The sequence below is a fragment of the Faecalicatena contorta genome, assembly GCF_022835095.1.
GTDB classification, from domain to species: domain Bacteria; phylum Bacillota; class Clostridia; order Lachnospirales; family Lachnospiraceae; genus Faecalicatena; species Faecalicatena contorta.
The window spans coordinates 1,112,208-1,135,457 of the sequence record NZ_BQNQ01000001.1 but is presented as its reverse complement, the minus strand read 5'-3'; the positions used below and the strand labels follow the sequence as shown (position 1 = coordinate 1,135,457).

Sequence of the window (23,250 nt, the reverse complement as noted above, 5' to 3'; positions counted from 1 at the left end):
ACCCTGCTGTTTATTTTATTACGCTTCATCAATCGCTTTCCCGATATCATGGCGCATGTATTTATTGTCAAATTTTACCCATTCGGCTGCGGCATAAGCATTCGCCCTTGCCTCTTTGAGATCTTTTCCTTTTGCCGTTATTCCCAGCACGCGTCCGCCGTTAGTAACGATCTTATCTCCGTCGAACTTTGTCCCTGCATGGAAGCAGTAATACCCTTCATGCTTTTTGAACTCTTCCAACCCGGTAACCTCGAATCCCTTGTCATACTGAACCGGATATCCGTCCGAAGCCAGCACAACGCATACTGCCGCATTGTCCTCAAACTGAAGATCAATCTGGTCCAATGTACCGTCGATGCAAGCCTCAACTACTTCGATCAGGTCATTCTTCATGCGAGGCAGCACGACCTGGGCTTCAGGATCCCCGAAACGGGCATTGTATTCCAGCACCTTCGGTCCATCCTCCGTCAGCATCAGCCCGAAGAAGATCACGCCTTTGAATGCTCTTCCCTCTGCCGCCATGGCATCTACCGTGGCCTGATAGACATATTTATTACAAAACACTTCTACTTCCTTTGTGTAAAACGGGCTTGGGGAAAATGTTCCCATGCCGCCGGTATTCAGCCCGGTGTCTCCGTCCCCGGCCCTCTTGTGGTCCTGCGCGGAGGTCATCGTCTTAATGTTCTTTCCGTCAACAAAAGAAAGTACAGATACCTCACGGCCCGTCATGAATTCCTCGATTACCATCTCATTTCCCGCGGAGCCGAACTTCTTATCCAGCATGATGGTCTTCACGCCTTCCTTCGCCTCCTCCAGGGTATTGCAAATCAGAACGCCCTTACCAAGCGCCAGCCCATCCGCCTTCAGGACGATCGGAAACTTTGCTGTTTCCAGATAAGTAAGCGCCTTGTCCGGATCTGTAAAGTTCTCGTAACCTGCTGTCGGTATGTTATATTTCTTCATCAGATCTTTTGAAAATGCTTTGGAGCCTTCCAGAATTGCCGCATTTTTACGCGGCCCGAATGTACGGATTCCAGCGGCTTCCAGTTCATCCACAAGACCGCCCACCAGCGGGTCGTCCATGCCCACGATCACAAGGTCAATCTCTGCCTCCTTCGCAAAAGCTGTCAGCTTGTCAAATTCCATGGCTCCGATATCCACACACTCTGCATACTCCGCAATTCCTGCGTTTCCGGGTGCACAGTACATCTTTTCCACCTTGCTGCTCTTTGCCGCACTTGCCGCAATCGCATGTTCTCTTCCACCGCTTCCTACAATCAATACCTTCATAGCAGCCTCCTCTATTTCGTAATTACTGTTTTTCCGTCCACAACTCTTACTTTATCATTGGCAATCAAATCGATCGCCATGGGCAGGATCTTCCACTCTGCCTGTTCCATCACTCTGCGCTGCAGAACCTCCGGGGTGTCCCCCTGCTCTACTTCTACCGCCTTCTGCAGGATGATCGGCCCCGTATCCGTCCCTTCATCCACAAAATGCACCGTTGCACCGACCACTTTTACGCCGCGCTCCAGGGCCGCTTCATGTACCTTGAGCCCGTAATATCCTTTTCCGCAGAAAGCCGGTATCAGAGACGGATGAATGTTGATCATGCGGTTCTTATATTTTGCAGTCATAGCCGGAGGTATCACAACCAGAAATCCGGCCAATACAATCAGGTCGGGCTCATATGAATCCACAGCCTCCAAAAGCTTTGCATTGAACACCTCTCTGGATTCGTAATCTTTTGGGGATATGCAGCAGGCGCTGATCCCATTCGCACTGGCGCGCTCCAGCGCACGGGCATTTTTATTATTGCTGACCACGCCCACGATCTCCGTATTCGATATGGCGCCGCCTTTGACGCCGTCGATCACCGCCTGCAGATTGGTTCCGCCGCCTGACACCAGAACAACGATCTTTAGCATAAGGTAACTCCTTTTTCTCCGGCTTCGATCCTGCCGACTACATACGGATCTTCTCCGGCAGCCTTAATGGCCTCCATAGTCTTATCCACATCTTTCTCGTCCACTGCCATGATCATGCCGAGTCCCATATTAAACGTGTTGTACATCATCTGCTCTTCAATCTCGCCGTCCACGGATAACATATGGAAGATCGGCGGAATCGGATAGCTGTCCTTTCGGATTACCGCACGGGTATCATCCTTGAGCATACGCGGAACATTCTCGTAAAATCCGCCGCCTGTAATATGGCTGCATGCCTTAATGGTTACCCCTGCTTCTTTGATGCTGCGCAGTGCCTTTACATAGATCTTTGTCGGTACAAGGAGCGCTTCTCCCAATGTCTTTCCAAGGCTGTCATAATATGTATCCAGCGCCTCTCTCTTCATGTTAAATACATTTCTCACAAGGGAGAATCCATTGCTGTGAACACCTGAGGATGCCATGCCGATCAGCACGTCCCCGGCCTTCAGGTCTTTGCCTGTAATCAGGTCTTTTTCATCTACAATACCCACTGCAAATCCAGCCAGGTCATACTCATCTACCGGATAGAAGCCCGGCATCTCCGCCGTCTCCCCGCCGATCAGGGCCGCATTGGACTGCTTGCATCCCTCTGCAACACCGCTGACGATGGTTGCAATCTTCTCCGGTTCATTCTTGCCGCATGCAATGTAATCCAGGAAGAATAAGGGCTCCCCTCCCGCACAGGCAATATCATTGACACACATTGCCACGCAGTCAATGCCGACTGTGTCATGTTTATCTAAAATAAAAGCCAGCTTCAGCTTTGTACCTACACCGTCTGTGCCAGATACCAGTGTGGGCTTCACCATATTTTTAAACTTCTCCAGGGAAAATGCGCCTGAGAACCCGCCCAGATTCGTCAGTACCTCTGATCTCATGGTCTCCTGCACATGCTTTTTCATGAGTTCCACTGACTTGTAGCCAGCTTCTATATCAACGCCTGCGTTCTTATAATCCATATTATTTCTCTCCAATCTGCCGCTTCTATTTATTTTCAAGGTATGCTTCGTATCCGATTTCATCCAGTTTGGCTGCCTTTCCCTGCACAGTCTCCTTCATCTCAACGGAGTATGCTTTCAACTTCTCCAGAAGCGCCTCGTCCGAAGTAGCCAGGATCTTGGCTGCCAGGATTGCTGCATTCATTCCGCCGTCGATTGCCACAGTCGCAACCGGAATTCCCGGCGGCATCTGTACGATTGAAAACAGAGCGTCCTCTCCAGCCAGGTTCTTCCCAGACATTGGCACGCCTACGACCGGCATCGGGAACAGCGCTGCGCACATCCCCGGAAGGTGTGCCGCCATACCTGCTCCTGCAATGATTACCTTTATTCCTTTACCCTCTGCGGCCTTTGCCCACTCGAAAAATACATCCGGCTCGCGGTGTGCTGAGATAATGGTCATCTCGTAATCAATTCCCAGCTTCTCCAGCATACTTGCAGCCTTACTCATAACCTTCAGGTCAGAGTCGCTTCCCATTACTATTCCTACTTTTGGCATGTCTCTTCCACCTTTCTCATTTTGTACGCTTCCGTATCTGTTCCATCCGAGCAGATACGCTCTTTAATTAAAGGGCTCGTTGAGAGCCTCTGTTCCTTCAAGTACGAACCTGCCATCCTTCAATAGTATAATATTATTTCCTTCTTTTGTCACTACACTTATTTCTTCTAACTCTTCATAAGGTATGGTTATATCTGTGTGGCACTGGAAATATGCCTTTGCCACGTCTTCTTTTCTCAGTATAGAGACGGTGTTGTCTTTTGCCACGATTTCCTTGCCGTTTGGATTGTACACCCGGATGTCCTCGCTCCAACTGTAACAGGTGTCCCCAACTGCAAAGTGAGGACCCATTTTTTCTGCAATCAGTATGGGCATTTTGTCTTCAATCCCGTACTTCTTCGCCGCCACATACGCCGTTGTGTTGGTGCCGATTGCGAATTCTCCGAGGGGCAGGGTTTTGTGGTTATGGAGAATATTTTCATAGATATACGTTCTGTTATCTTCCTCTAGCTTAAAGTTCGTGCATGTGTAATCTGATATCATACCGTCTTTGAATGTAATCTTCAGGTTCGAATACTGCAGTTCATTCAGATAGACGCATCCCACATGCAGGACACCGTTTGTCCCCTCCAGTACTGGTGAGGTAAATACCTCCCCGACCGGAATATTGACATCGGCCACACAGTTCTCGAATAAGGTTTCCTTCTCCGGGTCTGCCAGGCGTCGCAGCTGCACTGTCAGATCCGTCTGGTTCTCTCCTTTTCCAAGAATGCGGACACACTCGCCCTGATCCAGGGCATCAATCATAACCTGCTGGACTTTTTCATAAAGCCCGGCATCCAGTGTGTTGATTCGGATCACTTCATCAAAAATGGCAGCATAATCCTCCCCGATCTCGGGAACCGGATAAGCGATAATGGTAAAACTTCTCTCTTCCCCTTTGATATACTGGTTTGTCATCTGCCCGGACCTGCTGTCAAAGAGAAGGGCCAGGGAACGCTGTGCCTCACTACAGCTTACTGCCTCCGGCTTCGCCTTTGGAGAAAATGGCTTCTCTCCGAAGATTTCCATCACGGCCGGGCCTGCAAACTGTGCGGCCTGCTCTTTATTCTTTTCATAAGTATTTCTAATGACATCCAGCTTCCGCTCGATGTAGCGCTTGTCCATAAATAATGCCTGATCATGGCGGTGGTCGTATTCATACTGCTTGTTGGCAATAGCCCCGCAGTACCCGATCTTCAGATGTTCCCTCTTGGTTATGACACTGGAGGATGCCCGGTAAATCACCGGCTTAAGCCCCATTTTCGCAAAATTCTCAATAGCAAGCTTCACGACCTTTTCAAATCCGAGAGAATAGCGGATATTGACCACTGATTTTATGGACAGATCCTTTCCGGTGTTGATGAATCCGACACGGTACCCCTCCGTATACACATCCGCCATCTTCCGCAGAGTCTCCTCGGGCAGCCCGTTCAGGTGTCTGGCTGTTCCCAGCTCATTTTCCGTAATATATTCTCCAAAGCGGTACAGATACCTCTCGTCATCCAGATCCGCCCCCATTATGATATCCGCCGCAAAGGAATAACAGGGACAAATCTGCTCCTCAATCCGGTCAGCCAAAAATACGTCACAGTAATCGCTGGCATACCAGTAAATTATGTCTTTCAGTGTCTTATATTCCGGCAGTTCCTCAGCTTCAAAACTGTTATAGATTTCAATAAACAGTTCATTCTGTATGGTCAGATAATCCAGGCGGTTCTCAAAAACAAAAGGTATTCCGCCCCGCAGCTCTGTGTACAGAAGACTCAATAATTGCCCGTATTCCTCCCCCAGCTTCTTTACCGCATATGCCGGATCCGCATAACTGTGCCCGTAATTCTCCTCCAAAATATCCGCGTAAAGAGTCTGGTTGATATCCTGCATCTGCCTGAGGCTTAAATGCTCCCACTCTCCACTTTCGATCAGCTGACGGACGTCCTCCAGCTGAAGCAAGAATGCCGCCGTACTTTGAAAAAAGGGCTGGAAAGCCACACCAACCGATTCTTCCACGGCCATCCTTCTGATCCTGTCTATTGTAAGCTCATGCCGTTCTCCGAACTCACTGTTTCTTTCTGCCTGCCATTCTTTCTCTTCCATATTACATTAGACCTCCTAAAAATATCGCTGCCAGGCCCAGCAGAATTACGATATTTCCCGCCATGCCTGCTTTACAGGTTATATAACGCTTTTCCCGTTCCCGCATTCCTTTTACCGATGCCCGGATTCCAAGCGCCGCCAGCACGATAGAGACAATGCCCATTCCTCCGATCAGCCCGAATGTATTGCCGCGCATGACAAACGCCGCCAGAATGCAGATCAGAAGGATCGTAAGCGCGCCTCCTGCATAGACGCAGGAATAGATCCCCATGCGGGAGTGCTTGAACTTGGCCTGCCCGTATTTTCTGGAACCCCGCTTCTTGCGGTCCTTCTCCTTTTCCTTCTGTCTGTCTTTAGTACTTTTTGCCATGCCCATAATGTCTTCTCCTTATCGTATTGCAAATTGAGAACAAAATATATCCCAGCACGCCGCCAATCGTGTTCAGCAGAAGATCATCCACATCAAAGCTGCCTACCTTAGTCAAAAGCTGGAAAACCTCCACGCACAGGCTCAGTCCAAAACTGTAAAACAATGTCATAAAAAAACCTCTGGCCCTGCTTGCCATGGAAATAAAAAACCCGAAAGGCATAAATATAAGAATATTTCCGAATAAATTAGTGAATACCGCGAAGGCTCCCAATTCTTCCCGGTATTCGATGAATCGCTTTATCTCTTTGAATAGTACTAAATTATACTGGTATTCCCTTGAAACACCAGTCCGCCCGTACCAGTCTGAAAAGATCAGAAAATAAAGGAGAAAGAAAATGTAAAGAACAAACAACACTTTCCCCAGGGTACGGATCTTTTTTACTTGTTTCTGGCTCAAAATTTTACCCCTTTAATTTACTGAGTATTCTCGGTTAAAATGTAATCTGATTCTTGTTTTTCAGAAGGCGGGCGCCGTTAATAATAGAAATAATCCCCGCTGCCACTCCTGTCACAATCATAATGATCCCCAGCACGATGCTCCCCACACCTGCGCTTTGCATAGTCTTGTAGGCTTTTTCCATAATACTACCTCCTTACTTTACGCCATATTGCTCGTAATATGCATCAATTGCTGCTTTTAATGTGTCATCTATGATGATTTTTCCTTTGTAAGGCCTGTTGTACAAGTGCTCTACAACCTCGGCCATCGTCACGATCGCCGTCGTCTCCAGCCCGTATGTTTCCTGAATCTCAGCCAGTGCGCTCTTGCTTCCCTGTCCGCGCTCCATGCGGTCTACTGAAACAACAAGCCCGATTGGGGATACGTCTCCCTGTGCTTTGATAATCGGCAGTGTCTCCTGAATGGAAGTTCCCGCAGTAGTGACATCCTCGATAATCACAACTTTGTCTTTGTCCTGCATCGGGCTGCCAAGCAGGATTCCCTTGTCCCCGTGATCCTTCACTTCTTTTCTGTTTGAGCAGTAGCGGATCTCTTTTCCGTAAAGCTCGCTGATAGCCATCGTTGCAGCCACGGTCAGCGGGATTCCTTTGTATGCCGGTCCGAATAATACATCAAAATCAAAGCCAAACTTCTGCTCAATTGCCTTTGCGTAGTATTCACCTAACTTTCTCAGCTGTGTACCTGTGCGGTAAAATCCTGTATTTACAAAAAACGGCGTCTTCCTGCCGCTCTTTGTTACAAAGTCTCCGAATTTTAGAACCTCACAGTCGATCATAAACTCAATAAATTCCTGCTTGTACTGTTCCATATGTTATTAACCTCCGTATTTACAGGGCTTGCTGCCCCTTTCATGATTTTTTAATCTCAGCCGCATGGTTTTAACTCTACTGCTCCAGTGTTTTAAAAATTGCTCTGCGTTTTCTCATCGATGCCTTTTCCTCAGAAGCGGAATAAGTGCAAGTAAATTTCTTTACAATTTTACCACACCTTCCATATATTTTCAATTAAGGAATCATTGGTGCACGAAAATAAAACAGACATATCGTTCCATGCCTTCCCCTGCAATCCGGGCACTTAACCGCTGCATACGGGCTATAGATTCAGCGGCCTCCTGCTTCATTTGGGACATGATGTCCGCAGGCTGACCGCCGTCAGTGTATGAGCATTTTTTATCATATCCATAGGCGTTCCGGTAAATACGACCTCACCGCCATTTTTTCCTCCGTCTGGTCCGATATCGATGATCCAGTCCGCCTGCTTCATTACATCGAGATTGTGTTCAATGACCACCAGAGTATTACCGCGGGATACGATGGTATCAAATAGTTTTAACAGATTCTGGATGTCTGACATATGCAGGCCTGTGGTCGGCTCATCCATTACGATAATACTGCCCTTTTTCCCCAGGTTCTTCGCCAGCTTGATTCTCTGGCGCTCGCCGCCGGACAGTGTGCTAAGCGGCTGTCCTAACTTCAGGTAGGATAATCCCACCTGCTGCATGACTTTTAAGTGCTTCCTGATTTTGGCATCCTCAAATACTTCCATTGCCTCGGAAGCAGTCAGTCCCAGCAGTTCAACTATGTTCTTTCCTTTATAAGTGCAGGCAAGCGCTTCTTCGTTATATCGTAGTCCGCCGCATGCCTCGCATTCTGTAACAATCGGGTCCATATATGCAAGCTCGGTCACAATGACGCCTTTGCCGCTGCACACCGGGCAGGCACCGGCAGAATTAAAGCTAAACAGCCCTTCCGGTTTGCCGCTTTCCTGCGCCAACAGCTTTCTTATCCGGTCAAAAAAACCAAGAAATGAGGCCGGGGTAGATCGGTTTGTTGCCGTGATCGGCCCCTGGTCTATCATCACGATATCCTTTTCATACCGCTTCGCAAATACCTGGGAAATCAAGGTGCTCTTGCCCGAACCGGCCACTCCGGTCACAACGGTCATAATACCCAGCGGTATGTCCACGTCCACATACTTCAGGTTATGCAGACATGCCCCCCGGATCGGCAGGCTTCCCGACTGCCGGCGCGGTTCCTGTTTCACGGGGAGGGAAGCAAGCATCGCATCGCCTGTCAGGGTACCGGACTTCAATAAATCCGGATAACTGCCGGCAAACACGATTTCTCCTCCATGTTGTCCCGCCTGCGGGCCAACATCTATCACATAGTCTGCAATTGATATGACATCTTTGTCATGCTCAACCACAAGAACCGTGTTCCCCTTATCACGAAGCTGCTTCAGCAGGTTATTCATGCGGTAAACATCGCGCGGATGCATCCCGGCGCTTGGTTCATCAAAGATATATGTCATTCCGGTCAGACTGCTGCCCATGTACCGGACCAGCTTCAGCCGCTGGGCCTCCCCGCCGGACAGGGATGGCGTATCCCGGTTCAGATGCAGATAAGGCAGCCCGATCTCTATCAACCTGTCCAGCCCTTCTATAAGCGTCTGAACCAGCAGCCCTACTGTTGAATCCGTGATCTGCGTAAGTACTTCCCGAAGCTGGGTCAGCTCCATCTCACACATATCCGCTATCGAATATCCGTTAATCTTACAACTCAGGGCCGCTTCATTCAACCGTTTTCCGCGGCAGTCGGTACAATCCACCTCCGTTACCAGAGTCTGCGACTTTTCCTGAGTGTGTTTGCTTTTGCTGCTGATGTCCCTATTCAATAGTGTTTTTGTATATTTGTGGTGCAATCCGGTTACTTTCGGATTTTCCGGCTTCCCTTTTCCATCACGGGAACCATATATAAGAAGGTTGTACTCCTCCCGGGAATATTCCTTCACAGGCTTATCAAGATCGAACAGCCCTGACTTTGCATACTGCTTCCAGTACCAGGAGCCGGGTGCATATAACGTATCCTTAATGCAGCCTTCGTTCCACGACTTATCAGGGTCAATCATGGCTTCGATATCCACCTTTGTGATCTTTCCCAGGCCGGAACAGGTTTTACACATTCCGTTGGGATCATTAAAAGAAAAGTAGGACGCCGTCCCCGCATAGGGCTGTCCGATTCTCGAAAACAACAGCCGCAGGCTGGAATACAGCCCGCTGATCGTTCCCACCGTTGACCGCGCATTACCGCCCAGGGGCGACTGATCTACTACCACAGAAGCAGTTAAATGATCTATTCGTTCCACAGCCGGTTTTGGATACTTCGGCAGCCTGGACCGCACAAATGCCGGATAGGTAGCGTTCATCTGCCGCTGCGATTCGGCGGCAATCGTATCGAAAACAATGCTGGATTTCCCCGAACCGGATACTCCGGTAAACACCGTGATTTTTTCTTTTGGTATCCTGAATGTAACATGTTTCAAATTGTTTTGAGTAAGCCCATGTACCATGATATCTTCCATTAGATTACACCTCTTTTAATCAGTTTATAATAGGAAACAATGGGCTTGCCTTAGAGCGCGTACTTACACACAAATCTACAGTTAAGCCACAAAATAAAGTATATCATAATAGAATTAAGATAGCTACCGTCCTATACTTTTCTAGAATGAAGATGCAAAGGGGTCTGCCCCTTCTGCAGAGGGTCTGCTTCCCTTTGCAGAAGGGGCAGACCCCTCCTTTTATTTGACGAGTCCAACCATCTCGCTGATGTTCTGGAAGTGGTATTTTTCCATATACCGTTCAATCCCCTCTACAATTTCCACTGTAGCCGCCGGATTGAAAAAGTTGGCTGTTCCTACGGATACAGCCGCAGCGCCTGCCAGGATGAACTCAATAGCGTCCTCATAAGTAGCAATTCCACCCATTCCGATTACCGGAACTTTCACGGCATTGGCCGCCTGATAGACCATGCGCAGGGCGATGGGCTTTATCGCAGGTCCCGATACGCCCCCGGTTTTATTGGCAAGGGCAAAGGCCTGTTTGTGTATGTCGATTTTCATACCTGTCAGTGTATTGATCAGGGAGAGCACATCCGCCCCGCCTGCCTCTGCCGCTTTTGCCGTCTCTGTGATGTCTGTCACATTCGGGCTCAGCTTCATGATAACAGGCTGCCTGGCCCGTTTTTTCACTTCTCTCGTGATATCCTCGACTGCTTTTGGATTCTGTCCGAAGGCAATACCTCCCGCTTTTACGTTCGGGCAGGATATATTGATTTCCAGAAGGTCTACAGGCTCATCTGCCAGCCTGTCCACGACTTCACAGTATTCTTCCGTTGTCTTTCCGCATACGTTTACAATAATCTTAGTGTCAAACTTTTTTAAAAACGGAATGTCCCGCTCGCAGAAGACATCAATCCCCGGATTTTGAAGTCCGATTGCGTTCATCATGCCCCCATGCGTCTCTGCGATTCTGGGCGTTGGATTTCCCGGCCACGGTACGTTTGCCACGCCCTTTGTTACCACCGCGCCGAGGCGGTTCAGATCTACAAACTCGCTGTACTCTTCCCCTGAGCCGAAAGTCCCGGAAGCCGTCATAACCGGATTCTTCAATTCCACACCGGCAAGGTTCACTGTTGTATTCATTAGATTTCCACCTCCGTCGATAAGAATACCGGCCCATCTTTGCAGACACGCTTATTGTGTACATGGCTGTGGCCATCGATCTCTTTTGACTGACATACGCATGCCAGGCACGCCCCGATTCCACAGGCCATACGCTCCTCCATAGATACATAGCATACGATATTATTTTCTTCGGCATACTGTTTGATTGCCCGGAGCATTGGGGACGGTCCGCATGCGTATATGATCTCCGCAGTAAGAGCATTTTCGGCAATGGCATCCATGACATTTCCCTTCGTTCCCGCACTTCCATTCTCTGTGGCAATATACAGGCGGCCCTGACGTTTAAATTCCTCTGTCAGAAACTGCTCGTCACGGTATCCCATGACCATCACTTTTTCACCAGGCATCTGCTTTGCCAGCTCCAACATGGGCGGCACACCGATACCGCCTCCGATTAAGACTGCTTTTCTGCCCGCCGCCTCATCGACAGGAAAACCATTTCCCAGAGGACCCAGAATATCAATCCGGTCTCCCTTTGATAGTTTTGAGAACTGTTGTGTCCCTGTACCATCTCCTGTTACACGGTAAACAACACGGATCTGCTTCTTTTCTTTTTCTATCTCACACAGGCTGATGGGGCGGGGCAGAAGCTTGCTCCCGTCCTTTGTATACATAGAAATAAACTGCCCCGGCACTGCCAGAGATGCAATCTTTTCTGTCTGTATCCACATACTGTAGATATCTGCGGCGATACATTGTTGAGATACGATCAAGGCCGATTCTTTTTGTTTATTAGACATTCTTTTACTCCTTTTCCGTAGCAGCTCAGACAGGACTGAACTGTTACCCTTCTCCGGACAGCCCCTATTATTTCAGGGCCTGCCACCTTTTGTATTACTTCATATATTCTTTACTATCTGCCTTGTAAAGCTCCCTGAATATCTGCTGTCATCGCTTCCACCGCAGCCCTTGACGCATCCCCAAAGTTTTCTGCGCCATATGCTGCATAGGCCGCCTGCTTATATGCTGCGATAATACCACGGGAAGAATTCACAATCGCGCCCAGCCCGTCCTCATTAAAAAAGTGAACCAGATCCTTGCCCTGCCCTCCCTGAGCACCGTATCCCGGCACCAGGATATAGGCTTTCGGCATCACTTTACGGAGCACTTTACCCATCTCTGGATAAGTAGCGCCCACTACCGCGCCAATATAGCTGTATTCCCCGCCCATGCACTGTGCGCCCCACTCGGCAACCTTCTCGCCGACCAGTTCGTAAAGCGGCCTGCCGTCAATCAGCTGATCCTGGAACTCACCGCTGGACGGATTGGAAGTTTTCACAAGAATAAACAGGCCCTTTTTCTCAGCCTTACATACGTCTATAAAGGGATTCACACCATCGGAGCCAAGGTAGGGATTCACCGTCGCAAAGTCCTCATCAAAGGGCAGATATTCCCTGCTTCCCACCTTCACTTTACCAAGGTGCCCCACGGCATAGGCTGCCGAAGTAGATCCAATATCGCCCCGTTTAATATCCCCGATCACGACCAGGTCTTTTTCCTTACAGTAATCGACCGTCTTCTTAAAAGCCATCAATCCCGGAACGCCAAACTGCTCATACATCGCAATCTGAGGCTTCACAGCCGGAATCAGGTCATACGTCTTGTCCACAATCTCCTTATTAAACTGCCAGATCGCCTCCGCGGCCCCTTCCAGAGTCTCACCAAACTCCTCAAAAGCACGCTTCTGGATATGTTCCGGAATGTAGTTCAACATAGGATCCAGTCCGACCACGATCGGAGCGCCTGTCTTCTTAATCTTACTTACCAGCTTGTTAATCATGAAAAAACCTCCTCAATTATCTGAATGTTCTGAAAATGATGAGCAAAGGGGTCAGACCCCGGTGCACCGGGGTCTGACCCCTTTGCCCTCCGTTTTTTATCTTGTATATACAATTCTTCCATCAACAATGGTACAACATACCTCTCCTTTGACCGGATATCCATCAAACGGAGTGTTCTTCCCCTTAGATAGAAACGTGTTTTTATCAATTCTGTATTCTGTAGAAGGATCAAAGATGACAATGTCTGCGGTCTTTCCCTCAGACACGGAGCCTTTGTCCTCCAATCCCAGTATCCGGGCCGGATTATAGCTCATCTTCTCGACCATCTGCATGGGCGTCAGAACGCCTTTTTCGACCAGCTCTGTGTATGTCAGGCAGGCGGATGTCTCCAATCCGACGATCCCGAATGCGGCTTTTTCCATGGGGAGATTTTTCTCTTTTTCCGCATGGGGAGCGTGATCGGTAGAAATCACATCCATGATGCCGTTTTTCAGCCCTTCTCTCAGAGCTTCTACATCCTCCGGCGCACGCAGCGGGGGATTCATCTTATATTGTCCGTGATTCTCATGGATATCCTCTGTAGATAGAATGAAATGATGCGGGCATACTTCTCCTGTTACCGGCAGCCCGTCTTTTTTGGCAGCGGCTATCATTCTGACGCTGTCCGCCGTGGAACAATGGCAGAGGTGCAGACGCACTCCTGTTTCCTTTGCCAGAAGTATGTCTCGGGCTACGATGACATCTTCAACGGCATTCGTAATTCCCTTCACTCCAAGTGAATCCGCCTTGGATCCGGCGTTCATAACGCCGCCTTCTACCATCGTAATGTCTTCGCAATGTGCAAAAACAGATATATTATTTTCTTTGGCCAGCTTCATCCCTTTTCGGTACAAAGAGGCATTCATGACTGACCTGCCGTCCTCACTGATCGCATGGCATCCGGCCTCGGCCATTCCTTTGATATCCGCCAGTTCCTTTCCGGCTTCTCCTTTTGTAACAGCCCCAAGCTGGATCACATGAACCGGAGATTCTTTCACAGCTCTCTGATGCACGTCTGCAACCATCTCTTTTGTGTCTGTTATGGGCTTTGTATTCGGCATCGCGCATACGGTAGTCACTCCGCCCCTGGCTGCAGCCCGGCCGCCTGTCTCCAGTGTTTCTTTATGGGTCAGTCCGGGATCGCGCAAATGCACATGCAGGTCTATGAAGCCTGGCATGACATAACAGCCGGATGCATCAATCGTCTGATCCGCAGTGTCCCGGATATCTTTTGCAACTTTCACGATCTTGTCACCGTCTGTCAGAACATCACTGATACTGTCCAGTCCTGTCAGATGATCTAATACATGTCCGTTTTGAATCAAAAGTTTCATATAGTCTTGTCCTTCCTATCAATAATTGCTGCAATACTGCATACGGATTTATAATACCACAAACGGCGCAGAGAGTACAATCCTTGTCTACACATGGAACTTTTTATGCATCTCTTCCCGGAATTCTTTTCCTTTAAAGATAACAAGGGCCGCCAGAAACAAAAAGCACACCACCACACAGATGGAACACACAAGCTGGAACTTCACCACGCCAGTCAGCAGCAGAATCAGCGGAAGCAGCACGCCATACCCGGCTGCCATCACGAAATAGATCATATATTCTCTTGCCGTGTTCCTCTGCACCTTTGTAATAATAAACATAGAAAGCAGTATCACCATACAGACGGCTGGAAGCACATAATCCACAGACCATCCGTGCCAGCCCGTAAAAACATCCCACAAAATACAGCCCACCGAAACGATAATCAACTGCCACGTAGCATTCTTCATGAGGTTATACCGCTTCACGAAACCAATCGCCAGAGCCAGCCACATACTGGCAATTCCAGCCGCCGTAAAGATAGGCCAGCGGATATCCGGATGGAAATTAAAATCAGCGGCCACAAAGCCTACCGCTGCTGCCAGGCATAGGAAAGAGAAAAAGCGGAAAACCTTCAGTTCCATCTTTCCCGGCACGTCTGGCTGCGGGAATTCCGGTTCTATCCTCTCCACAGTGATTCCCTGTTCCTTTAGTATCCGGTAAAAGTTCCTCTGAATATTCAAAGTATCGAACCTGGATGTAAATCCAAGAGAAAGCTTGTCTCCAAAAGAGCACACACACAACTCCAGTTTAGGCGTACTTGTATATACTCCGAAGCGGTCTATATAAGGCTCATACTCCCCTGGCATCCTGACTGCACTCATATTGGAGAAGATAGCCGTCACATCCCGCTCCGCATATCTGGCCCCGGCCCGGATGCCCAGATTCTTTAGTTCCAGAGGCGCCAGCCTGAGAATCGGGTGCATCTCCAGGGCGATCAGCTCATTCATATGCTCCGCCACACGCTCCGTCGTAAGTTCCGATGCGAAATATTCCTTTACACGCTGCAGTACAGCCTCAAAACTCCCCTTTTCGTTTCCAAAATGATATCCCGGTTCAATCCAGTTAAAGAAATTCAGCATGGAATCAGAAGGGAAAAACTTCCGCAGATTTACAGGCACCATCAATACGACCGGATGGTTTTCCTGCTGTTTCGACATTTCCTGGTGAATTGCCATTAGAAAAACACTTGTCAGAAATACGGTCATAGATACCCCGAGCTCTCTCGATCGTCCAAGCAAATCTTTCACCGAGACCACCGCCTCATTCACCTGGAGCCGCCCGATTTCTTTTCTGGGTTTCTTCAGCTGATGCGCCTTTGGTTTTTTTACCTTTTTCTTTTTTACTTCCGTATAATACTGTGAAAAGCTGTCGCTCTCCTGGTCCTGGATCGTGACGTTCTCATCTAAAAGAGGAACATCCGCAAGCCCCTCCTCTTTATAGGTTATATACAAATAATTCTTCACAAGCTCTTTTAAGAATTCCGTAGCACCCGTCCCGTCTGTCAGCGCATGGAACACTTCAAAATTAATCCTGCGTCCATAGTAGGTCACTTCAAACAGCAGTGATTTTTTATCCCGCACATACAGGCAGCTGCACGGTTCCTTATACTCTTCACGCACCACAGGCCTGAGCCTGCTCTTTTCCAGGTAATGCCAGAACAGCCCCTTGCGCATAACTGATAAAAATACAGGATACGTAACAACCGTTCTGTCCAGCGCCTCCTGAAGCCGCTCCCCGTTTATCTCTTCCTTCAGAACACAATAGAACCGGAACACTCTGGTGTCCTTTTTATTACTCGTAGCTGAAAATAATTTTGCCGCATTATCCAGCTTTCTCCAATACGCCCGTTTCTGCTGCACACTTTACACCCCCTGAGCTGGTTCATATCCCAAAAATTGATTAATACGGTCAAAGCTCTCCTGCACATGAAAGTTTTTGATGCCCAGAGCAAAATATCCGTGCAGGGCGTCCTTGATCCTGCAGATCTCCACCTTGTTGCCGGCCGCCTTCAGCTTCTCCCCATATGCCTCCCCCTCATCTCTCAGGGGATCATATTCGGCCGTAATCACAAGCGTATCCGGCTGATTTGTCAAATCCTCCGCCAGTATCGGTGCAAAGTAAGGATTCCTTTTGTCCTCCTCGCATGAAGCATATAATTCAATATAATCCCGCATCTTCCCCGCTGTAAGCAGATAATCCGTCCCGTTCTCCCGCACGGACTCAAACGGCGAATTCTCCGTATAGTCGCTGTTGACTGCCGGATAGATCAGCACCTGGCGCCTGGGAAGGAATTCGCCCCTGTCCCTCGCCAGAAGAGACAGCGCCGCCGCCAGATTCCCCCCGGCACTGTCCCCGATCAGTGTAATATCATCCGGGTTTACATTCAGAATAAACTGTTTCATAAATACAGCCCTTGCCGCCGCATAACAGTCCTCCAGACCAATCGGAAACTTATTCTCCGGAGCCAGCCTGTAATCCACAGAGACCACAACATGCTCCGTGGCATTCGCAAGCCTGGCGCAGATACGGTCATAATTATCCACACTCTCTGTCACCCAGCCGCCGCCGTGGATAAGCAGCATCACCTTATGCAGTATGGGGCCTGTATTCTTAAAGGCCTTTTCATTTGGGAAAAATATCCTCGTCGGCACCTCGTACCCGTCATTATAAATCTTATAGTCAATCTTCTTATAAAAAATCTTCATCGGATCCAGCCTTTTCAGATCCGCCAGATGCCGTGAAGCCTCCACTTCAATTCCATCAAAAGAAAGCGCCTTTAGTATCATTCTTGCCGTATTATTAATTGCCATTCATCTCTCCTATCGTACCCGGCTGAAACTGCAGGAAATTCTGCAGCTGCCTGAGGCATCCTTTGTTTTCTATTATTATAAGTGAAGACTGGAAGAATCACAATAGTATTTGTGAATGCACTATGGGAACCGCTCCTAAGCCGTTACGCTTCACACCCCAGCCAACATCTAAATCGGGAGTTAGTTAACGAGCTTTAGACTCGTTGACGAATGGCGGACGCGAATGACGAGGTGAGTCCGGGAGCTGGCGGGGCAATGTCTGCTGGTGAAATGTCCTGACACTTCGCGAAGAAGCTGTAGAAGAAAACGGAACGGGAAGGGAGGTACATGCCGCATTTGGCCCGAATGCCGATGCATTCGCGCCGCAGGCGGCATCAGAATTTGCCTGGTAAGGCAAATTCTGCCCTCCCTTCCCGTTCCGTTTTCTTCAACAGCTTCTAATCGCTCGCTTTATGGACTTTTCACCAGCAGACATTGCCCCGCCAGCTCCCGGACTCACCTCGTCATTCGCTGTTGCATCCAAACGGTAGTTAAGAGCTCATTCCCCAGAGGGGCTCTCGTACGGTAGCAACGGATGGAACAGAATTGGTGATTCGTTTATATAAGTGTAAGTGTTAGATCGCCTTGTTACCCGTAAATATACTGGATTTAATGGGGACATAAAAGTCCCGCCAATTCAATACCATACGCTGCCCCCGTTTGAGGCTCCTCATTAGAAACGAGCCTTTACCTGCCGGTTGGATGCGCCAGCTCCATGAAGGGAGGCTTTCGGCTATCCCTTTATGGAGCGTCCCCATCCGCGCCGAGACTAAAGCTCGCCACTAAATCCCGATTTACTGATAATTCCCGGGGTGTGAAATGTAACCCTAAGTCAATTCAAAAGCCCCGGTATACAACTGATAGTATTTACCATGCTTTTGTATGAGTTCCTGATGGCTTCCTCTTTCTATGATTTCTCCCAGTTCCAGTACCATGATTACGTCTGAGTTCTGCACGGTGGAAAGTCTGTGTGCGATGACGAATACGGTGCGTCCTTTCATGAGCGCATCCATGCCGCGCTGTACGATGGCTTCGGTTCTGGTGTCTATGGAGGAGGTGGCCTCATCCAGGATCATGACCGGCGGGTCTGCTACGGCCGCCCTTGCGATGGAGATCAGCTGGCGCTGGCCCTGTGACAGGCCGCTTCCATCCCCGGAAAGTACGGTGTCGTATCCTTCCGGCAGCATACGGATAAATCCATCCGCGTTGGCGCGTTTTGCAGCCGCGATGCACTCTTCATCCGTTGCATCTAATTTGCCGTACCTTAGGTTCTCCATGACGGTTCCGGTGAACAGGTTGACATCCTGGAGTACGATACCCAGGGAGCGTCGCAGATCGGACTTACGGATTTTGTTGATATTGATGCCGTCATAACGGATCTTACCGTCTGCAATATCATAAAACCGGTTGATCAGATTTGTGATTGTGGTCTTGCCTGCGCCGGTCGCGCCGACAAATGCGACTTTCTGGCCTGGTTCGGCATACAGGGTTATATTGTGGAGAACCATCTTATTCTCTTCGTAGCCAAAGTCCACGTCAAACATCCGCACCTCCCCTTTGAGTTCGGTATAAGTCAGCGTGCCGTCCTCGTGCGGGTGCTTCCATGCCCAGAGTCCGGTGCGCCCGGGCGTCTCTGTAAGAACGCCATTCTCGTATTTTGCATTTACCAGTGTTACGTACCCATTGTCTGTTTCACCCTCCTCATCAATCAGCTGGAAGATACGCCTTGCACCCGCCAGCGCCATGATAATCGCGCTCAGCTGCTGTGACACCTGCCCCAGCGGCTGTATAAAACTTCTGGAGAGCTGTAAAAAGGAGGCGATCATTCCCAGCGTAATGACGCCCACGCCGGCCAGGCTGATATTTGTCACTCCCCATATTCCCAGGGCGCCGCCGACAATCGCTATCAGAACATACAGAATATAACCCAGGTTGTTCATGATCGGCATAAGGATATTGGCATAGGTATTGGCCTGAGATGCCTCTCCAAAAAGTTTTTCGTTCTTTTCATCAAACATTTCCTTTGCCTTCTCTTCATGACAGAATACCTTTACAACCTTTTGCCCGTTAATCATTTCCTCGATATAACCATTGACATCTCCAATGGATTCCTGCTGTCTCACAAAATACTTACCGCTGTTTCCGGCCACCTTCTTAACCACCTGAAGAATAATCACCACAAATACCAGCACAAACAGTGTCATCCATATACTGATGGAAAGCATGGCAATAAATACGGCTGCGATGGTAATGACAGAGGAAAAAAGCTGCGGGACGCTCTGCGACATCATCTGGCGCAGTGTGTCTGTATCATTTGTATAATGGCTCATCACATCCCCATGGGAATGCGTGTCAAAATATTTGATCGGCAGGGTCTGCATATGGGAAAACATTTCATCCCGGATATCCTTTAATATGCTCTGAGATATCACTGCCATCAGCCGGTTATAAAACAGCGTGGCGAGCACACCGATCAGGTAGATGCCGCCCATCATAATCATCACCCTGAGCAGCCCGCTGAAATCCGGCACTGCCTGCACAAGCAGAGGGGTAATATAATCATCGATTAAGGTCTCTAAAAACAGGGCGGCCAGTACGCTTGCCCCGGCGCTCACCAATATACAGATCAGTACAAAGATAAACCTGGCCTTATATTGTTTCAGATAAGAGAGTAGACGTTTTAGCGTCTGCATATCCAGCTGTTGTTTTTTCTTGCTCTTATTCATCTTCACTACCTCCCTTCTGCTGAGATTCGAAGACTTCTTTATAGATTGCATTGCTTCGGAGCAGCTCCTCGTGGCTGCCGAATCCGTCGATTTTCCCGTCATCCAATACGATGATCTTATCCGCATCCTGGACAGAGGAAATTCTCTGCGCAATGATGACCTTTGTAGTGTCCGGTATCTCTTCCCTAAAGGCCTTCCGGATCAATGCGTCCGTCTTTGTATCCACTGCGCTGGTGGAATCATCCAGAATCAATATCTTGGGCTTTTTCAAAAGTGCCCTTGCAATACAAAGCCTCTGCTTCTGGCCGCCGGATACATTGGAGCCGCCCTGTTCAATATGCGTGTCATATCCATCCGGAAACCTCCGTACAAAATCATCGGCCTGAGCAAGCTGACAGGCATGGATCAGTTCCTCATCCGACGCATGTTCATTTCCCCAGCGCAGGTTTTCCTTAATCGTACCGGAAAACAATTCATTCTTCTGCAGCACCATAGCCACCTGATTCCGCAATACTTCAATGTCATAATCCCTGACATCAACGCCTCCGACTCTCAGCACGCCCTCTGTCACATCATATAGTCTCGGGATGAGCTGAACCAGCGTGGACTTGGATGCCCCGGTGCCGCCGATAATACCGATGGTCTCTCCCGAGGCTATCTTCAGGTTAATGTCACTCAGGCACAGCTTATTAGCCTTCCTGGAATAACTGAAGGAAACGTCTTCATATTCAATGGAACCGTCCGGCACTTCCATAACCGGATTTTCCCCATTGTGAAGGTCACTTGTTTCCGTCAGAATTTCTGCAATTCGTTCTGCCGATGCTTTAGACATCGTGATCATAACAAATACCATAGAAAGCATCATCAGGCTCATTAATACTTGTGTTGTATAAGTAAACAGACTCATCAGGCCGCCCGTACTCAGGCCTGCATCTGGATTGCCGCCGCTTGCTATGATCAGTCTGGCGCCAAACCAGGAAAAGACCAGCATACAGGCATACATGCAGAACTGCATCAGAGGCATATTAAAAGCAAGTGTTTTCTCAGCTTTTGAAAAATCCTTGTATATCTTCTCGGAAATATTACGGAATTTCCCATTTTCATAATCCTCTCGCACAAAGGATTTTACAACTCGGATCCCCCGCACGTTTTCCTGTACCACATTATTCAATTTGTCGTATGTCTTAAATACCCTTCTGAAAATGGGATGCACTCTCGTCATAATCAGATACAGCCCGATTCCCAATACCGGAACACAGATGAGAAATACGACAGACAGCTTTGCACTTACCCGGATTGCACAGAACAGGGAAAAAACCAGCATAACCGGCGCCCTCATGGCCATACGTATGGTCATCTGATAGGCGTTCTGCACGTTTGTGACATCCGTTGTCAATCTTGTTACAATACTAGATGTGGAAAATTTATCAATATTAGAAAACGAAAAATTTTGAACATTATAGTACATATCCTTCCGGAGGTTCTTTGCCAGCCCCGCAGAAGCATGTGCCGCCGTTTTTCCGGCCGCCGCCCCGAAAAACAAGGAAAGAAATGCTGCAATCAGAAGAAAAACCCCCGTTTTTCCAATGTAGCCCATGTCCCCTTTGTCAATCCCATAGTCAATCAGATTTGCCATCATCAGCGGAATAATAACTTCCAGTAAGACTTCCAGCGAAACCAAAATGGGTGTCAGAATGGAATCTCTTTTATACTCTCTGATACTTTTTGCCAATATTTTTACCATGTCTAAACCTCCTCGTCCCAATTTGTCAGACATCAAACAATTGGTGGTTAGAATAAGCCGGCACAGGCCGGCTTAGATATCAGTTACATTTTTTCTTATTCGTTCAATATAGGAGTAGAACTGCTGTAGTTCTTTTTCAGAAAAGCCTTTTGTAATCTGACGCTCTATGGCATCCCTGTCTGCTTCCATCCCTTTCGAGATTTCGATTGCTTCCGGCGTCAGAACCAACTTTTTCAGTCTGGCATCTTCGGGTACGCTCTCCCTGACAATGAACCCCTTTTCCTCCATGAGGTTCAATACCTTGGAGGCCGTGGATCGGGTGATATTGAACTCAGCCTCCAGATCTTTCTGGTAGACTGGCTTCGGAGACTTCTTCCGAATATAATCAATAATCCAGCCGTTCGAACCCGTAAGACGGCAAAAAGCCGACTTCTGTATCTTGCTGTCAATCAGTCTTTTGATCTGATTATCCAGTGCCCGTATCTCGATTCCGATATATCTTTTTGTTCTCATTATAACCCCTGCTCATACATTATTCTGCAGCTAAGCTGCAGACCCGCCCGAAGGGCATACATTACGGGATGCTCTTCGGGTATACTTTATTCCGCAGTTTACTGCGGATCCGCCCGCAGGGCATATGTTACGGGGTGCCCTTTAGGTATAGTTCTATCATCAACTGTCCTACCTGCAACTGTTTGACATAGAACATAATACTGCTTTGTAATTGAGATGTCAATAGTTGATCCAAAATTAACCAAAATTTCAAACGAAAGACATGGTTTATCCTGCGGAAAGAACTATGATACATCAGAGAGCCTGTGTTATAATGAAAGCTGTTATCTAATAAGTTTCAACATCAAAATACAGAGGAAAAAGTAGAATGATTCATAATAATAAGCAGTTTAATATGTTCCCCGCTCATGCGGTACTGAGAGAATACATACTGAATTACAACATTGTATTTCCGGAGAATGATACGTTCACAACACGGTATACGCTTATGCCCAACGCCTGCGGGACGTTGTCGCTTACTTTCGATGGAACCGATGTCATAGCCGAACTATGGGGAGCATCCGTGGCTCCTGTATCATTAGGGACGGAGCCAAATCGGTACCGTGTCATGCTGCTTGTTCAGCTGTCCCCCTGTGGTTTGTATCAGATCACCCGCCAAAGCCAGGCTGAGTTTGCCGGCAAACGGATGCCGCTTGCAGACATCGACTGTGAACTGTTCCATTCGCTGCATCAGGCGTTTGTCATGTCAAAGACTATCATAGATCTGGTAAATGCCTGTGATAATATTTTTTATAGGCGCATGGATAAGTGCGTTATATCTGATGCTTTGTTGTTAGCAGCATCAGTAATTTCCGGCAGCCATGGACAAGTACAGGTGAATGAAACTGCCCGGCAGTCCGGCTATAGTGAACGTCAGCTGAACCGCTTATTTCTTGCACAAATCGGAATGAGTATCAAAAACTATGCGCGATTAACCCGTTTCAACTATGTGCTAAAGCACATACATAAATCTCACTGTATTCTGGCGGAATTATCACAGAAAGCAGGATATTTCGACCAGGCCCACTTTGATAAAGATTTCAAAGCGATCAGTGGACTTCCCCCGCAATCTTATATAAAAACTATGTCTGATTTTTACTATGACGGAATGGAGATGTATCATACAATGTCCTCAAAGGAGGAATAA

The 23,250-nt window shown here is 48.3% G+C and carries 20 protein-coding genes; 1 reads left to right on the top strand and 19 read right to left on the bottom strand.

The window, feature by feature from the left end; translation table 11 throughout:
* Positions 1 to 18 precede the first annotated feature (18 nt).
* The 19 genes from purD to MWG26_RS05070 form a co-directional block, all read right to left on the bottom strand.
* Entirely contained in the window at positions 19 to 1,290 is a 1,272-nt protein-coding gene (gene purD / locus MWG26_RS05160) for a phosphoribosylamine--glycine ligase (protein ID WP_117441214.1), read from the bottom strand.
* Positions 1,291 to 1,301: 11 nt separating this feature from the next.
* Positions 1,302 to 1,928 (bottom strand): phosphoribosylglycinamide formyltransferase, encoded by a 627-nt coding sequence (gene purN, locus MWG26_RS05155; RefSeq protein ID WP_025654995.1) that lies wholly within the window; start codon positions 1,926 to 1,928, stop codon positions 1,302 to 1,304.
* Entirely contained in the window at positions 1,922 to 2,947 is a 1,026-nt protein-coding gene (gene purM, locus MWG26_RS05150; RefSeq protein WP_025654994.1) for a phosphoribosylformylglycinamidine cyclo-ligase, read from the bottom strand. The genes purN and purM overlap by 7 nt, the downstream gene beginning before the upstream one ends.
* Positions 2,948 to 2,972: 25 nt before the next feature.
* Positions 2,973 to 3,485, bottom strand: coding sequence for a 5-(carboxyamino)imidazole ribonucleotide mutase (gene purE / locus MWG26_RS05145; protein WP_025654993.1), 513 nt, complete (start codon positions 3,483 to 3,485; stop codon positions 2,973 to 2,975).
* 63 nt (positions 3,486 to 3,548) lie between these two features.
* On the bottom strand, positions 3,549 to 5,621 hold the full coding sequence (locus MWG26_RS05140; protein WP_025654992.1) for an aminopeptidase: 2,073 nt from the start codon (positions 5,619 to 5,621) through the stop codon (positions 3,549 to 3,551).
* Between the two features lies 1 nt (position 5,622).
* Complete coding sequence (locus MWG26_RS05135) at positions 5,623 to 5,997, bottom strand: DUF6142 family protein (protein WP_025654991.1); 375 nt, start codon at positions 5,995 to 5,997, stop codon at positions 5,623 to 5,625.
* Complete coding sequence (locus tag MWG26_RS05130) at positions 5,975 to 6,448, bottom strand: VanZ family protein (protein ID WP_025654990.1); 474 nt, start codon at positions 6,446 to 6,448, stop codon at positions 5,975 to 5,977. The genes MWG26_RS05135 and MWG26_RS05130 overlap by 23 nt, the downstream gene beginning before the upstream one ends.
* 34 nt (positions 6,449 to 6,482) lie before the next feature.
* A complete protein-coding gene (locus MWG26_RS05125) occupies positions 6,483 to 6,632 on the bottom strand; it encodes a hypothetical protein (protein ID WP_025654989.1) in 150 nt (49 codons plus the stop codon).
* Between the two features lie 12 nt (positions 6,633 to 6,644).
* Positions 6,645 to 7,319, bottom strand: a complete 675-nt coding sequence (pyrE, locus tag MWG26_RS05120; protein WP_025654988.1) for an orotate phosphoribosyltransferase — start codon at positions 7,317 to 7,319, stop codon at positions 6,645 to 6,647.
* Positions 7,320 to 7,627: 308 nt separating this feature from the next.
* Positions 7,628 to 9,871, bottom strand: a complete 2,244-nt coding sequence (locus MWG26_RS05115) for an ATP-binding cassette domain-containing protein (RefSeq protein WP_025654987.1) — start codon at positions 9,869 to 9,871, stop codon at positions 7,628 to 7,630.
* 219 nt (positions 9,872 to 10,090) lie between these two features.
* Positions 10,091 to 10,993, bottom strand: coding sequence for a dihydroorotate dehydrogenase (locus tag MWG26_RS05110; RefSeq protein WP_025654986.1), 903 nt, complete (start codon positions 10,991 to 10,993; stop codon positions 10,091 to 10,093).
* Positions 10,993 to 11,775 carry a dihydroorotate dehydrogenase electron transfer subunit gene (locus MWG26_RS05105; protein ID WP_117441213.1) on the bottom strand — a complete coding sequence of 261 codons (783 nt, stop codon included), beginning with the start codon at positions 11,773 to 11,775 and terminating at the stop codon, positions 10,993 to 10,995. Before MWG26_RS05105 ends, MWG26_RS05110 begins: the two co-directional genes overlap by 1 nt.
* Before the next feature lie 113 nt (positions 11,776 to 11,888).
* A complete protein-coding gene (gene pyrF, locus MWG26_RS05100; RefSeq protein ID WP_025654984.1) occupies positions 11,889 to 12,815 on the bottom strand; it encodes an orotidine-5'-phosphate decarboxylase in 927 nt (308 codons plus the stop codon).
* A gap of 96 nt (positions 12,816 to 12,911) precedes the next feature.
* Complete coding sequence (locus MWG26_RS05095) at positions 12,912 to 14,189, bottom strand: dihydroorotase (protein WP_117441212.1); 1,278 nt, start codon at positions 14,187 to 14,189, stop codon at positions 12,912 to 12,914.
* An 87-nt stretch (positions 14,190 to 14,276) separates the two neighbouring features.
* Positions 14,277 to 16,091, bottom strand: coding sequence for a DUF6320 domain-containing protein (locus MWG26_RS05090; RefSeq protein WP_025654983.1), 1,815 nt, complete (start codon positions 16,089 to 16,091; stop codon positions 14,277 to 14,279).
* A 3-nt stretch (positions 16,092 to 16,094) separates the two neighbouring features.
* A complete protein-coding gene (locus MWG26_RS05085) occupies positions 16,095 to 17,042 on the bottom strand; it encodes an alpha/beta hydrolase (RefSeq protein ID WP_025654982.1) in 948 nt (315 codons plus the stop codon).
* Positions 17,043 to 17,908: 866 nt separating this feature from the next.
* Positions 17,909 to 19,807, bottom strand: a complete 1,899-nt coding sequence (locus tag MWG26_RS05080; protein WP_025654981.1) for an ABC transporter ATP-binding protein — start codon at positions 19,805 to 19,807, stop codon at positions 17,909 to 17,911.
* Positions 19,800 to 21,551, bottom strand: a complete 1,752-nt coding sequence (locus MWG26_RS05075; RefSeq protein WP_025654980.1) for an ABC transporter ATP-binding protein — start codon at positions 21,549 to 21,551, stop codon at positions 19,800 to 19,802. Before MWG26_RS05075 ends, MWG26_RS05080 begins: the two co-directional genes overlap by 8 nt.
* A gap of 72 nt (positions 21,552 to 21,623) precedes the next feature.
* A complete protein-coding gene (locus MWG26_RS05070) occupies positions 21,624 to 22,064 on the bottom strand; it encodes a MarR family winged helix-turn-helix transcriptional regulator (RefSeq protein ID WP_025654979.1) in 441 nt (146 codons plus the stop codon).
* A 367-nt stretch (positions 22,065 to 22,431) separates the two neighbouring features.
* Here MWG26_RS05070 and MWG26_RS05065 point away from each other — a divergent pair, with 367 nt between their 5' ends.
* Positions 22,432 to 23,250, top strand: coding sequence for a helix-turn-helix domain-containing protein (locus MWG26_RS05065; RefSeq protein WP_025654978.1), 819 nt, complete (start codon positions 22,432 to 22,434; stop codon positions 23,248 to 23,250).